Source organism: Catenuloplanes niger (assembly GCF_031458255.1).
GTDB lineage: Bacteria > Actinomycetota > Actinomycetes > Mycobacteriales > Micromonosporaceae > Catenuloplanes > Catenuloplanes niger.
In genome coordinates, this window is the sequence record NZ_JAVDYC010000001.1 from 4664204 (window position 1) to 4678644 (window position 14441).

At 72.9% G+C, this 14441-nt stretch carries 9 protein-coding genes; 6 read left to right on the forward strand and 3 right to left on the reverse strand.

Features of this window, described 5'->3' with window-relative positions; translation table 11 throughout:
• Positions 1-64: 64 nt before the first annotated feature.
• The 6 genes from J2S44_RS20655 (at position 65) to J2S44_RS20680 (ending at position 11813) form a co-directional block, all read left to right on the forward strand.
• A complete protein-coding gene (locus J2S44_RS20655; RefSeq protein ID WP_310416435.1) occupies positions 65-3034 on the forward strand; it encodes an AfsR/SARP family transcriptional regulator in 2970 nt (989 codons plus the stop codon).
• 46 nt (positions 3035-3080) lie between these two features.
• Positions 3081-4436 carry a class II fumarate hydratase gene (locus J2S44_RS20660; RefSeq protein WP_310429807.1) on the forward strand — a complete coding sequence of 452 codons (1356 nt, stop codon included), beginning with the start codon at positions 3081-3083 and terminating at the stop codon, positions 4434-4436.
• Positions 4437-4563: 127 nt separating this feature from the next.
• A complete protein-coding gene (locus tag J2S44_RS20665) occupies positions 4564-6264 on the forward strand; it encodes a S8 family serine peptidase (RefSeq protein ID WP_310429809.1) in 1701 nt (566 codons plus the stop codon).
• Between the two features lie 74 nt (positions 6265-6338).
• Positions 6339-7754, forward strand: a complete 1416-nt coding sequence (gene cysS, locus J2S44_RS20670; RefSeq protein ID WP_310416438.1) for a cysteine--tRNA ligase — start codon at positions 6339-6341, stop codon at positions 7752-7754.
• The gene (gene rlmB / locus J2S44_RS20675; protein ID WP_310416440.1) at positions 7754-8887 is read left to right on the forward strand and encodes a 23S rRNA (guanosine(2251)-2'-O)-methyltransferase RlmB; all 1134 of its coding nucleotides are present in this window, start codon (positions 7754-7756) and stop codon (positions 8885-8887) included. The genes cysS and rlmB overlap by 1 nt, the downstream gene beginning before the upstream one ends.
• Positions 8888-9023: 136 nt before the next feature.
• A complete protein-coding gene (locus tag J2S44_RS20680; RefSeq protein WP_310416443.1) occupies positions 9024-11813 on the forward strand; it encodes an Hsp70 family protein in 2790 nt (929 codons plus the stop codon).
• A 30-nt stretch (positions 11814-11843) separates the two neighbouring features.
• On the opposite strand, the gene J2S44_RS20685 is transcribed toward J2S44_RS20680, so the two are convergent.
• Genes J2S44_RS20685 through J2S44_RS20695 form a run of 3 tightly spaced genes read right to left on the reverse strand, consistent with a single transcriptional unit; the run spans position 11844 to position 14440 of the window.
• Positions 11844-12566, reverse strand: coding sequence for a hypothetical protein (locus J2S44_RS20685; RefSeq protein WP_310416446.1), 723 nt, complete (start codon positions 12564-12566; stop codon positions 11844-11846).
• Positions 12567-12575: 9 nt separating this feature from the next.
• Positions 12576-13454 (reverse strand): carbohydrate ABC transporter permease, encoded by an 879-nt coding sequence (locus J2S44_RS20690; RefSeq protein ID WP_310416449.1) that lies wholly within the window; start codon positions 13452-13454, stop codon positions 12576-12578.
• A complete protein-coding gene (locus J2S44_RS20695; protein WP_374727877.1) occupies positions 13451-14440 on the reverse strand; it encodes a carbohydrate ABC transporter permease in 990 nt (329 codons plus the stop codon). Before J2S44_RS20695 ends, J2S44_RS20690 begins: the two co-directional genes overlap by 4 nt.
• Between the last annotated feature and the right edge of the window lies 1 nt (position 14441).

Here is a 14441-nt window from a genome sequence, read left to right on the forward strand (position 1 = left end):
CCGAGGACGCCGCCGCGCGGGAAGAGCTACATTTCTGCTCGGCGAGGCACGTCCGGGAGTGGCGATGTGGTTTGGCATCCTAGGTCCGCTGCGGGCCGCGAACGGCGGCGTCGACGCGCCGGTCGCCGCCGGGCGGGACCGGGTGGTGCTGGCCATGCTGCTGCTCAACTCGCTGCACGTGGTCTCGATCGACCAGCTGGTCGACGCGCTCTGGGACTCCGCACCACCGGCCACCGCGCGCGGCCAGCTGCAGAGCAGCGTCTCCCGGATCCGCCGCGCGTTCGCCGAGGCCGGCCTGCCCGCCGAGCTGATCGTCACGGACCCGGCCGGTTACCGCCTGGTCGTCGACCCGGAGCAGGTCGACGTGAACGTCTTCGACCGCCGGCTCGCCCAGGCCCGGCTCGCGGTGGAGAAGGAGGAGTGGTCCGAGGCGCGGGAGCACTTCCGCGCCGCGCTCGCGCTCTGGAAGGGACCGGCGCTGGCCGGGATCACCAGCCCGGCCGTGCGCCGCGCCGCCGCCGCGCTGGACGAGCAGCGGCTGCTGGCCATCGAGGACACGTTCGACGTGGAGCTGCGGCTCGGCCTGGAACGGGACGCGATCGGCGGGCTGACCGGCCTGGTCGAGCGGCACCCGCTGCGGGAACGGCTGCGCGGGCAGCTGATGATCGCGCTCTACCGGGCCGGCCGGCAGGCGGACGCGCTCGCGGTCTACCGGGACGCGCGCGACGCGCTCGCCAACGAGCTGGGCATCGAACCCGGACCGGCGCTGCGCGAGGTGCACCGGGCGATCCTGACCGGCGAGGTGGAGACCGCGGCGGCACCGCGGGAGGTGACGCTGCCGGTGCGGGCGCTGCCGCGTACCGTCGCGGACTTCACCGGCCGGGCCGAGGCGGTCGACCGGCTGGTCCGCGCGGTCGAGGAGGCCGACTTCGACGGCCCGGTCATCCAGGTGATCGACGGCATGGCCGGCAGCGGCAAGACCACGCTGGCCGTGCACGTGGCGAACCTGGTCGCGCCGCACTACCCGGACGCGCAGCTCTTCATCGACCTGCACGGGCACAGCCTGCGCCGACCGCTGGACGCGTCCGCCGCGCTGGTCACGCTGCTGCGCCAGCTCGGCCTGCCGGGTGACCGGATACCGGTCGACATGGACGACCGGGTCGCGCTCTGGCGCAGCGAGCTGGCCGCCCGCCGCGCGCTGGTGGTGCTGGACAACGTGGCCAGCACCGCGCAGATCGCACCGCTGCTGCCGGCGTCCGCGGGCAGCCTCGCGCTGATCACCAGCCGGCGCCGGCTGCTCGGCCTGGACGCGGTCCGGCCCGAGTCGCTGCCGGTGCTCGCCGAGTCCGAGGCGATCGACCTGCTGGCCCGGATCGCCGGTGACCGGGTCCGCGCGGAGCCGGAGGCGGCGGCCGAGGTGGTGCGCTGCTGCGGTCATCTCCCGCTGGCGATCCGGCTGGCCGCGGCCCGGCTCGCGCACCGTCCACGGTGGCGGGTCGCGGACCTGGCCCGGCGGCTGGCCGGCCGCTCCGCGCTGCCCGAGCTGGCCGCCGAGGAACGCACCGTGGCCAGCGCCTTCGATCTGTCCTACGCACACCTGCCGGCGGTGGCGCAGCGCGTGTTCCGGCTGCTCGGCCTGCACCCGGGCGAGCGCTTCGACGCGTTCACCACGGCCGCGCTGGCCGGGCTGCCGCTGGACGACGCGCAGGACGTGCTGGACGACCTGGTGGACTGGCACCTGGTCGAGGAACCACAGGCCGGGCGCTACCGGCTGCACGACCTGATGCGCGAGTTCGCCGCCGGGCTGGCCGCGCGCGACCCGCTGCCGGAGCGGCACGCCGCGGTCGGCCGGCTGCTCGACTTCTACCTGCACGCGGCGGACGCGTCCACGGTCGGCATGGAGGCGCACAGCTCCGGCGACGTGCGTGGCTGGGGCCCGGCGCAGCGGCCCGACCTGGTCGAGGCGCTGCCCAGCAAGCTGCGCTGGCTGGAGGACGAGCGGGCCGGGCTGATCGCGCTGGCCGACCGCGCGATCGGCGCCGGGCACGCGCACTACGCCTGGTGGCTGGCGCGGGCGGCGTGGCGGTTCCTGTACGTCAACGCGTACCACGACGACCTGATCGCGCTGCACGAGCGCGGGCTGACCGCCGCGATGCTGGCCGGTGACGACGCGGCCGTGGCACAGGTGCTCAACTACCTGGCCTCGTCCTACTACCGCACCGGCCGCTACCAGGCCGCGGTCACGCACCTGACCGAGTCGCTGCGGCTGCGCGAGCGGCTCGGCGACGACCGGGCCGTGGCCACCACCCGCGGCAACCTCTCCGCGGTGCAGCTGATGATGGGTGAGCTGCCGGAGGCGCTGGCGAACGCGCGCGCGGCCTACGCGGTCTGGGAACGGCGCGGCGACGACCGGGGCCGGATGCTGCACCTGCCGAAGATGGGCTTCGTCGCCGCGATGATGGGCCGGTACGAGGAGGCGCTGCACTACCACCGCCGCCATCTGCTGCTCGCCTGCGAGCGCCGGGACCAGCACAACGTCTCGGTCGCGCTCGGCCACATCGGCGCGGTCCGGGTGCGGATGGGCGCGGCCGACGCGGCGGCCCGCTGCCTGGCCGCCGCGCTGCGCCGGCAGCGCGGCATCCCGTACAACGAGGCCGAGGTGCTCAACGACCTCGGCACCGCGCGCCGCCTCCAGGGCCGGCTGGCCGAGGCGGAGCAGCACCACCAGGAGGCGCTGCGGATCATGCGGACCGTCGGCGACCGGCACGGCGAGGCGATGGTCGGCAACGATCTCGCGGCCACGCTCGCGGCGGCCGGCGGCCCGGCGGCCGCGGTCGAGGCGTACCGGCGCTCGCTGGCCGTCTCCGTGCAGATCGGGCACCGGTACGAGCAGGCCCGCGCGCTCGCCGGGCTCGGCACCTGCCTGCGCGATCCGGAGGAGGCCCGCGCGCACCGCGACCGCGCCGCGTTGATCTTCGCGGAGATGGGCGTGGCTCAGATCAACGGCGAACCGGCGCCGGTCGAGGGAGGATGAACCGGTGACTGCCAACGAGAGTGGATACCGAATCGAGCGCGACACCATGGGCGAGGTCCGGGTGCCGGTGGACGCGCTGTGGCGGGCCCAGACCCAGCGGGCCGTGGAGAACTTCCCGATCTCCGGGCGTGGCCTGGAGCCGGCCCACATCCGGGCGCTCGCGCAGATCAAGGGCGCGGCCGCCGCGGTGAACGCGGAGCTCGGCGTGATCGACGCGGACGTGGCGAAGGCGATCGAGACCGCGGCCGCGCACGTGGCGGACGGCGGCTACGACGACCAGTTCCCGATCGACGTGTTCCAGACCGGGTCGGGCACCTCGTCCAACATGAACACCAACGAGGTCATCGCCACGCTGGCCGCCCGCGAGCTCGGCCGGGACGTGCACCCGAACGACCACGTGAACGCGTCCCAGTCCAGCAACGACGTGTTCCCGTCGTCGATCCACCTGGCCGCCACGCACGCGGTCACGCACGACCTGATCCCCGCGCTCGGCTACCTGGCCGACGCGCTCGCGGCCAAGTCGACCGAGTGGCGGGAGGTGGTCAAGTCCGGGCGTACGCACCTGATGGACGCCACGCCGGTCACGCTCGGCCAGGAGTTCTCCGGCTACACCGCGCAGGTGCGGTACGGCATCGAGCGCCTGGAGTCCGCGCTGCCCCGGCTCGCGGAACTGCCGCTCGGCGGCACGGCGGTCGGCACCGGCGTGAACACCCCGCCCGGCTTCGCGCCCGCCGTGATCGAGAAGCTCCGCGCGGCCACCGGGCTGCCGCTGAGCGAGGCCCGCGACCACTTCGAGGCGCAGGGCGCGCGGGACGCGCTGGTCGAGACGTCCGGCCAGGTCCGCACGATCGCGGCCGGCCTCTACAAGATCGCCAACGACATCCGCTGGATGGGCTCCGGTCCGCGCGCCGGCCTGCGCGAGCTGCGCCTGCCCGACCTGCAGCCCGGCTCGTCGATCATGCCGGGCAAGGTGAACCCGGTGGTGCCGGAGGCGGTCCGCCAGGTCGTCGCGCAGGTGATCGGCAACGACGCGGCCGTGGCGTTCGCCGGCACCCAGGGCGACTTCGAGCTCAACGTGATGCTCCCGGTGATGGGCCGCAACCTGCTCGAGTCGGTCAAGCTGGTGGCGAACGTGGCCCGGCTGCTGGCCGACCGCTGCGTCGCCGGCCTGGAGGCGGACGTCGAGGTCACCCGCGGCTACGCGGAGGGCTCGCCGTCGATCGTCACGCCGCTCAACCGCTACCTCGGGTACGACGAGGCCGCGTCGATCGCGAAGGCCGCGCTGAAGGAGAACAAGACGATCCGCGAGGTGGTCGTCGAGCGTGGGCACGTGGCGTCCGGAAAGCTCACCGAGGAGCAGTTGGACACGGCTCTGGACGTTCTGCGCATGACGCGGCCTTGACGACGTATCGACTGCTACGCCTGTGTAAAGAATTTGTGCTTGCCTCTATTCGAATCCATCGAGATCGGGTGGGATGCTTCCAGGCCGTCTTGGACGGCCGTCCACTCGACTCGAGAGGAAGCAGATGGTGAGCAGACGCTTCACCGCCGGCTCGGTCGCGACCGTGACCGGGCTGGCGTTGGTGCTGGCGGTCCCCGCCGGTGCGGCCACCGCCGCACCGGCCGCGGCCGGCGCGGCCGAATACACGGTGGTCGCGGAGGACGGTGTCTCCACCGCCGCGGCGACGGCGGCGATCGCGGCCGCCGGTGGCACGGTGGTCGAGAGCAACGACAGCGTCGGCACGTTCACGGTGACCGCCGGCGCGGCCGACTTCGCCGCGAAGGCCGCGGCCTCGACCGCGCTGATCGGCGCCGCCAGCAACGACCGCGCGATCGGCAAGGCCCCCAAGCTCGACCTGGTCGAGCAGGAGGCGTTGCTGGCACCCGCGTCCCGGGCCGCGGCCAAGCGCGGTGGCCACGGCGGCCCGAAGCTCGACCCGCTGGACGACAAGCTCTGGGGCCTGGAGCAGGTCCGCTCCGACGACGCCCGCCGGGTGGAGCCGGGCGACCGCGGGGTGACGGTCGGCATCCTGGACACCGGCGTGGACGCCAGCAACCCGGACATCGCGGCGAACTTCAGCTGGAAGCTGTCCCGCAACTTCGCGCGCGACATCCCGGACATCGACGGTGAGTGCGAGGTCACCGGCTGCCTCGACCCGGTCGGCACGGACGACGCGGGCCACGGCACGCACGTCGCCGGCACGATCGGCGCGGCGGCCAACGGCTCCGGCATCTCCGGCGTGGCACCGAACGTCACGCTGGTCGAGCTGAAGGGCGGCCAGGACTCCGGCTACTTCTTCCTGGAGTCGGTGGTCAACGCGCTGACCTACGCGGGCGACGCCGGCCTGGACGTGGTCAACATGTCCTTCTACATTGACCCGTGGCTCTACAACTGCCTCGGCAACCCGGCCGACTCGGCCGCGGAGCAGGCGGAGCAGCGGGCCACCATCACCGCGGTCCGGCGGGCGCTGACCTACGCGCACACCAAGGGCGTGACGCTGGTCGGCTCGCTCGGCAACAACCACGAGGACCTGGGCAACCCGCGGCCGGACGCGTCCAGCCCGAACTACCCGGGTGGCACCGAGCGGCCGCGCGAGATCGACAACGCGACCTGCTTCGACCTGCCGGTCGAGGGCCCGTTCGTGATCGGTGTGTCCGCGACCGGCCCGTCCGGCCGTAAGGCCGACTACTCGAACTGGGGCGCGGAGCAGATCTCCGTCGCCGCGCCGGGTGGCTGGGCCACGGACACCCAGGGCACCGGGGACACGTTCGCCAACCGGATCCTCTCGGCGTACCCGCTGAAGGTCCTGCAGGAGATCGGGCGGGTGGACGAGGACGGCAACATCGTCCCCGGCTTCGAGAACCGCGTGTTCAAGGACTGCACCACGGCCGGCAAGTGCGGCTACTACACCTACCTGCAGGGCACGTCGATGGCGTCGCCGCACGCGTCCGGCGTCGCCGGGCTGATCGTGTCGAAGTTCGGCACGCCGGACCGGCGCCGCGGCGGGCTGACGCTCCCGCCGAACTGGGTCGAGCAGCACCTCTACCGCACCGCGGCGGAGCGGGCCTGCCCGACGCCGGCGCTGATCAGCTACGCGGAGGTCGGCCAGCCGGCCGAGTACGACGCGCTGTGCACCGGCACGAAGAACTTCAACAGCATCTGGGGGTACGGGATCGTGGACGCCTACAAGGCCGTCACCACCCCGCTCCAGCCCTGGGTGAAGCCGTAGGCGCCTAGCCAAGATCATTCGCTGGTACGATGGCCGGTCCCCGCGACACGGGGACCGGCCGTTACCCTTGCAGGGTGACACTCCGCTTGTACGACACCGCGACCCGCTCGGTGCGGGACTTCGTCCCGCGGTCACCCGGCAAGGTCGGGATCTACCTGTGTGGTCTCACCGTCCAGTCCCCGCCGCACATCGGCCACCTTCGCTCCGGTGTGAACTACGACGTGCTCCGCCGCTGGCTGACCCGGTCCGGACTCGACGTGACGTTCGTCCGCAACGTGACGGACATCGACGACAAGATCCTCGCCAAGTCCACCGAGCAGGACCGGCCGTTCTGGTCGATCGCGTACGAGAACGAGGTCAAGCTCGCCGCGGCGTACCGGTCACTCAACGTGCTGCCGCCGACCTACGAGCCGCGGGCCACCGGTCACATCCCGGAGATCCAGCAGATCATCGCGCGGCTGATCGAGGCGGGGCACGCCTACCCGGCCGCGGACGGCTGCGGCGACGTCTACTTCTCGGTGCGCAGCTACCCGGCGTACGGCGCACTCTCCGGCCAGCACCCGGACGACATGCAGGAGGCGGCGGACAGCGAGGCGCGCGCCAAGCGCGACGCACGCGACTTCGCGCTGTGGAAGGGCGTGAAGGAGTCCGAGCCGCTCGCCGGCAGCTGGCCGTCGCCGTGGGGCCGCGGCCGTCCCGGCTGGCACATCGAGTGCTCCGCCATGTCCTGGCGCTACCTGGGCGAGGACTTCGACATCCACGGCGGCGGGCTCGACCTGCAGTTCCCGCACCACGAGAACGAGATCGCCCAGTCCCGGGCCGCCGGGTTCGGGTTCGCCGGCTACTGGGTGCACCACGGCCTGCTCAACCTCGGCGCGTCGAAGATGAGCAAGTCCGTCGGCAACGTGCTCGACCTCGACTACGTGGCCGGCCTCGGCGTGCGCCCGGTCGAGCTGCGCTACTACCAGGCGCAGCCGCACTACCGGTCGGCCATCGACTACTCGGACGACGCGCTGCGCGAGGCCGCGGTGGCGTACCGGCGGATCGAGGGCTTCGTCCAGCGGGCCGTCGAGCTGACCGGTCCGGGTGAGCTGGGCGACATCCCACCCGCGTTCGCGGGCGCGATGAACGATGATCTGAACACGTCCGCGGCGCTCGCGGTCGTGCACGAGTCGATGACCCGCGGCAACACCGCGCTCAGCGCCGGCGACCGGACCGTGGTCGCCGCCGCGCTGGCCGAGGTGCGCGCCATGCTGGACGTGTTCGGCGTCGATCCGCTCGACCCGGCCTGGCAGGCCGGGGGCGGCGGCGGCGACCTCCGCCAGGTGGTCGACTCACTGGTCGCGCTCGCACTCGAGCAGCGCACCGCCGCGCGGGCACGCAAGGACTGGCAGGCCGCCGACGCCGTGCGGGACCAGCTGAAGAACGCCGGCGTCGTGGTGGAGGACACCCCGGCCGGCCCACGATGGACCATTGGGGAGCAGCACTGATGCCGGGCAACTCGCAGCGCAGGAACAAGCGCGTCACGCCGAAGAGGGGCGCGCCGTCGGGTTCCGGCGGGAAGAACCGGGACAGTCTCGCCGGCCGCGGGCGCACGCTGCCGGCGGACGAGCGTCCCTGGCACAAGGGCTACTCCGGCACGGAGGACCTGCCGCAGAAGACCGCGCGCAAGCAGGACAAGGAGCGCCGGGCCGCGGCCGCCGAGGGCCGCGCGCCCAAGGTCGGCGTTCCCGGCAGCAAGGACACCACCTGGGGCAGGAACGGCTCCGGCCGTGGTGCTCCGGCGTCGACCCGTGGGGCGTTCGCCGCCGGCCGTGGTGGCGGCAAGACCGGCGCACGCGGTCCGCGCATCGCGCCCGGCCGCCGCTCCACGCCGCCGAAGGACTCGCCCGAGCTGCTGGTCGGCCGCAACCCGGTGGTCGAGGCGCTGCGCTCCGGCGTGCCCGCGACCGCGCTCTACGTGGCCCAGGGCATCGAGATGGACGAGCGGGTCCGCGAGGCCGTGCGCTTCTGCGCCGACAAGGGCATCGCGATCATGGAGGTGAGCCGGGCCGAGCTGGACCGACTCACCGGCGGCGTGCTGCACCAGGGCATCGGCGTGCAGGTGCCGCCGTTCGCCTACGAGGACTTCTCCGACATGGTCACGGCCGCGTTGGAGCAGACCGCGCCACTGCTCGTCGCGCTGGACGGCGTCACCGACCCGCGCAACCTCGGCGCCGTGATCCGGTCCGCGGCTGCGTTCGGCGCGCACGGCATCTTCGTGCCGGAGCGCCGCGCCGCCGGGATCACCGCGACCGCGTGGCGCACCAGCGCCGGTGCGGCCGCGCGGCTCCCGGTCGCCCAGGTGACCAACCTGACGCGGGCGATCAAGGCCTGCCAGCAGGAGGGATTCATGGCGATCGGACTGGACGCGGACGGCGCCACCGACGTCTACGACCTGGAGATCGCCACCGGCCCGACCATCGTGGTGGTCGGCTCCGAGGGCCGCGGGCTGTCCCGGCTGGTCGGCGAGACGTGCGACCTGCGCGTCTCGATCCCGATGGCCTCGGACGTGGAATCGCTCAACGCCTCGGTCGCCGCCGCGGTCGCGCTTTCGGAGATCACCCGGCGACGCAACGCCTGACCTGCGCGGAGTCGCTACCATGCGAGGCTGATCACGTGTGGTGGCGAAGGGGTACGGCGACAATGAGCGAGCTCGCGAGCGGACCATCGGCTCAGCGCCGGCCACGACGTGTCCGCGTCGTGCCCGGGAGCCGGGCATGAGTGACGGTCCGTACGGGCTGGGCGTCGATCTCGGCACGTCCAACACGGTCGCCGTGCTGCGCACCCCGGACGGGCGGACCCGTCCGCTGCTGTTCGACGGGCAGCCGATCATGCCCTCCGGTGTCTACCTGGACCCGGAGGGCCGGCTGCACGTCGGCCGGGACGCGCAGCGCCTCGCCCAGGCCGACCCGGTGCGGTACGAGCCGAACCCGAAACGCCGCATCGACGAGACGTCGGTGCTGCTCGGCGACCGCGAGGTCCCGGTCGTCGACCTGCTGGCGGCCGTGCTCGGCGCGGTCGCCCGGGCCGCCGTGGAGGCGGTCGGCTTCCTGCCGCCGGCGATGCTCACCCACCCGGCCGCGTGGGGTCCGGTCCGCCGGGCGACGCTGGCCGAGGCGGTCGCCCGCGCGGGCTGGCCGGCGGTCGCGACCGCGCCCGGGCAACCCGGCACCCGCGTCACGCCCGAGCCGGTCGCGGCCGCCCGGTACTTCGCGGAGGTGCTGCACCGCCCGGTGCCGGCCGGGTCTGCGCTCGCGGTGTTCGACTTCGGCGGCGGCACGCTGGACGTCGCGGTCGTCCGCAACGACGGTCTCGGCCCGGCCGGCCGGCCGGTCTTCTCCGTCGTCAGCTCCGGCGGCGTCGCCGACCTCGGCGGCCTGGACCTGGACGCCGCACTCGTCGACCACGTCGGCCGCCTCCTGACCGGCCCGGGCCCGCAGGCCACGCCGGGCGGCCCGCAGGCCACGCCGGGGGGCTGGGAGGTGGCGCCGGACGGCCCCACCGAGCGGCTCGACCTCGCCGCCGGGCAGGCGTGGCAGGCGCTGACCCAGCCGGTCACCGTGACCCAGTGGCGTAACCGCCGCCAGCTCTGGGACGACGTGCGCGGCGCCAAGGAGATGCTGTCCCGCGCCACGGTCGCACCGATCGCGGTGCCGGGCGTCGAGCGCGCCGTGCACCTGACCCGCGAGGAACTCGAACACGTCGTCACGCCGCTGCTGCGTCGCGGCGTGCACGAGACCGCCGGTGTGATCCGGGCCGCCGGCGTCACCCCGGACCGGCTGGCCGGCCTCTTCCTGGTCGGCGGCTCGTCCCGGGTGCCGATGGTCGGCCGGCTCCTGCACTCCGACCTGCACGTCCCGCCGACCGTGCTGGAGCAGCCGGAACTGCCGGTCGCCGAGGGTGCCCTGGCCGAACTGATGGCCACGATGCCCACGCCGTCCACCCCGCAGCGCTCCGCGCCGCCACCGGTTTCGGCGCCACCGGTCTCCGGGCCACCGGTCTCCGCGCCGCCGGTCTCCCCGGCCGGGGCCGGGCCGGGTAAGGCTCCGCTGCCCGCCGGGGCGCTGCCGCCGCGGAGGTCGGTGCGCCGGCCGGTGCTGCTGGCCGCCGTGGCCACCGCGGTCGTGCTGATCGTGCTGGTCACCGCGGGCACCCTGATCTACCTGAGCCCGTGGAACCGCGTGTCCCCGGTGGCGTTCGCCGACCTGACCGAGGGCACGCTCGTCCCCGCGATCGCCGACAAGCCGGACCAGTCGGTTTTCGAGGTCTTCACGGACGTGGTCGGCGACCGCGCGTACCTCGCCGCCCAGCGCGACGACCGGACACTGGAGATCCAGGCCGTCGACCTGGCCGGCGACGAGCAGGTCTGGCAGGAGTCCACCGCGGAGGCGACCGCGTCCACCTGGGAGGGCATCTACGCGACGGACCGTTACGTGGTCGCGAACGGTGACGGGATCAGCGACCGGCCGCGGCCGATCCTGGTCTGGGACCGGGACGGCAAGCGGCTCTGGCAGAAGGACATCACCGGCGAGGACCGCATCTGGATCTTCAACGACGTCTTGATGCTGGCCCGGGCCGAGGACCGCATGCTGATCGGGTACCGGATGTCCGACGGCGAGCAGGCCTGGGAACTGCCGATCCCGCGCGGCGAGTCCTCCGAGGCGTACCGCGTGATCCGGCTCGGCGCGCCGGGTGACCGCACCGGCCCGGCCGCCGCCTCCGGCACGCCGTTCGGCTGGAACGCGGACGCCGAGCAACGCTTCGTGCTGCTCAGCGCGGATCAGCAGGCCCGGGTCGTCGACGTGAGCACCGGCTCGGTCACGTCGTCCGGCGCGATCGACGTGGAGCCGTTCAGCCTGACCTCGAGCTCCGGCACGCAGATCGTGGCGGACCCGGAACGGCTCTACGTCGGCACCACCGGGGAGCGGTACCGCATCGAGGCCTACGACCTGACCTCGTTCGGCCCGGCGACGGTCGTCTACAACGACACCTCGGGCCGCACGCTGAAGTCGCTGACGCCGTGCGCCGACGACCGCCTCTGCCTCGCGGACGTCGCGGACGAGGGCACCGACGAGGTGGCGGTCTACGACATCTCCGCGGGCAGCGAGCAGGTGCTGCGCGCGGCCGCGCCGGGTCTGACCGCGCTGACCGACACCGGGGCGATCGTCCCGGCGGCCGACGGCGGACTGCTGTTCTGGCACAAGCCGAAGGGCGGGACCTACCGGACCGCGCTCTACGACGCGTCCGGTGAGAAGGTCTTCGAGTGGAACGGCGTCGCGGCCCGCGTCAACGCGCGCAGCTTCCTCATCTTCGACCGCGAGCCGATCGGTGATTCGCTGGGCAGCGAGGGCGTGCCGCTCTCCGCGACGGTCGACAACGGCGATTCGCCGCGGCAGATCGGCACGCTGCCGGAGGCCCGGCTCGGCAGTTGCTCGTGGAACGAGACCACGATCGTTTGCGGCAGCGGCTCCAACGGCTTCCGCATCCAGCGCTTCGTGCGGAACTGACCGGGTCGTGGCGAGGGGCCGGCCGGTGCGTCAGGCAGCGTCGGCGGGCGGCGCGAGCCGGCGCCGGATGACGTGCAGGGCGAGCAGCGTGTAACCGGCCAGGATCGGCACCACGACGGCCTGCACGAGGAAGCCGATCGCCGTGGTGAGGCCCAGCACGCCCGCGCTGGCGGCCAGCGTCGCCGGCCGGGCGGCCACGAGCCGGGCCGCGCCGCGGGTCGCGGCGCGCCAGCCGGGACCGGCACGCCGCTGCCGGTCCTCGTCTCCGGGCAGGGGCCCGGCCGGCGGTGCGGCCCCGCCGGAGCCGGCCGGACCGAGGTCGGTGGCGCGGCCGAACTCGACCACGACCAGGCCGGCGAAGCCGGCGGCGGCGAGCGCGAGCAGCAGCGTCGCCCAGATCAGCGGCCGGCCGCCGGGGACCAGGCCGACGCTGAGCGCGTGGATGTTGAGCCGGATCAGCACGCCGGCCGCGATCGCGACCAGCAGCGGTGGGATGCCGGGCAGGATGCCGCGGGCGAAGGTGCGCGCGACCTCGCGTACGCCGGGGAATCGTTCGTGATCCGTGTATCGGGCGACGGCGGTGGAGGCCGCGCCGACGGCGGCACCGGCGGTGACGACCGGGAGGGCCGCGATCGTCAGCACGATGCCGGTCAGGGCCAGGTCGGAGGCGGCGCGGAGGGTGTCCCGCCAGTCGCGCTGGACCGGCGGCCCGGGGGCGTTGTCGGTCGGCCAGCGCAACTGGCGGTCACCCATGGTGGATCACTAACCCTTCAGTCCGCTGGTGTTGATGCCCTCGACCAGCATCCGCTGGAACGCGACGAAGAACAGGAACACCGGCAGCAGCGACAGGACGGACATGGCGAACATCGCGCCGAGCGAGCTCTGCCCGGTCGAGTCGATGAACAGCCGGAGCGCGATCGGGACCGTGTAGTCCTCCAGCTCGTTCAGGTAGACCAGCTGGGTGAAGAAGTCGTTCCAGGTCCAGATGAACGAGAAGATCGCGGTGGTGACCAGCGCGGGCCGGCTCAGCGGCAGGATCACGTGCCAGAACACGCCGTACGGCGAGCAGCCGTCGATCGTCGCGGCCTCGTCCAGGTCCCGTGGGATGCCCCGCATGAACTGGACCATGAGGAACACGAAGAACGCCTCGGTGGCCAGCGCCTTCGGCACGATCAGCGGCAGCAGCGGGGTGTCGATCCAGCCCAGCGTGTTGAACACGATGTACTGCGGGATGATCAGCACGTCGCCGGGGAGCAGCAGCGTGCCGATCATGATGGCGAACCAGAACCCGCGCATCGGGAACCGCAGCCGGGCGAACGCGTACGCCGCGACCAGGCAGGAGATCGCGTTCGCGGCCACGGTGAGCAGCGCGATCACGGTGCTGTTGATGAAGAACCGGGTGAAGCTGACGTCGAAGCTGTTCCAGCCGGCCGTGTAGTGCGACGCGGTGAACTCGGTCGGCAGCACGGAGATGTTGCTGGCGATCTCCGCGTCCGACTTGAACGACGAGCCGATCACCCAGGCCAGCGGGTAGAGCACCAGGACCAGGCCGACGATCAGCACGGCGAGCCGGACCGCCTGCCCGATCGTGAACCGGTTCTTGCGGACGGCGGCGTGCCGTGCCACAGCGGGAGCGGTCATCGGTCTTCCCCATCCGCGTAGTGCACCCAGAACCGGCCGGTGCTGAACAGGACCACGGTCAGGACGCCGATGGCCAGCAGGAACACCCAGGCCAGCGCGGACGCGTACCCCATCTCGAACTCGGCGAAGCCGCGCTTGTAGAGGTAGAGCGTGTAGAGCAGCGTCGAGTCGACCGGACCGCCGGTGCCGTTGCTGATCACGAACGCGGACGTGAAGCCCTGGAATCCGCGGATCGTCTCCAGCACCAGGTTGAAGAAGATCACCGGCGAGAGCATCGGCATGGTGACGTGCCAGAACTGGCGCCATGGGCTGGCCCCGTCGACGGACGCGGCCTCGTAGAGCTCGACCGGCACCTGCTTGAGCCCGGCCAGGAAGATCACCATGGGCGCGCCGAACTGCCAGATCCCCAGGATGATCAGCGTGCCGAGCGCGTAGTCCGGGTCGTTGACCCAGGCCTGCCCGGTGATGCCGAAGAACGCCAGGAACTCGTTGACCGCGCCGTCGCCGGCGAACAACGCGCTCCACACCAGTGCCAGTGCCACGCTGCCGCCGAGCAGCGACGGCAGGTAGAACAGGCCGCGGAACAGCCCGACACCGCGCCAGGCACGGTTGAGCAGCAACGCCACCGCGAGCGCGGCCGCGAGCTTGAGCGGCACCATGACCAGCGCGTAGACGAGCGTGACCGTGACCGCGCGGTAGAACTGCGGGTCACCGGTGAACATCTCCTGGTAGTTCTCCAGCCCGATCCATTGGACGTCCTCCCAGGTGGAGAAGACCGAGTAGTCGGTGAAGCTGAGGTAGAGCGACAGCAGCATCGGGATGGCGGTGATGCCCATCAGCCCGAGCAGCCAGGGGGACAGGAATACGTAACCGGCCACACCCTGTCGACCGCGCCCGCCACCGGACCCCCGCCGCTTGTGTGCGGCGGGGGACCGTCGACCGGGCTGCTCGGGTACGACCGGGGCGGATGCCGTGGTCAGTGCCACG

What these genes read in the sequence shown, in the direction of transcription:
- rlmB (WP_310416440.1), top strand. Translation starts at nt 7,754, where the DNA reads ATGCCGGGCAACTCGCAGCGCAGGAACAAGCGCGTCACGCCGAAGAGG.
- J2S44_RS20690 (WP_310416449.1), bottom strand. Translation starts at nt 13,454, where the DNA reads ATGACCGCTCCCGCTGTGGCACGGCACGCCGCCGTCCGCAAGAACCGG.
- J2S44_RS20660 (WP_310429807.1), top strand. Translation starts at nt 3,081, where the DNA reads ATGGGCGAGGTCCGGGTGCCGGTGGACGCGCTGTGGCGGGCCCAGACC.
- J2S44_RS20655 (WP_310416435.1), top strand. Translation starts at nt 65, where the DNA reads ATGTGGTTTGGCATCCTAGGTCCGCTGCGGGCCGCGAACGGCGGCGTC.
- J2S44_RS20680 (WP_310416443.1), top strand. Translation starts at nt 9,024, where the DNA reads ATGAGTGACGGTCCGTACGGGCTGGGCGTCGATCTCGGCACGTCCAAC.
- J2S44_RS20685 (WP_310416446.1), bottom strand. Translation starts at nt 12,566, where the DNA reads ATGGGTGACCGCCAGTTGCGCTGGCCGACCGACAACGCCCCCGGGCCG.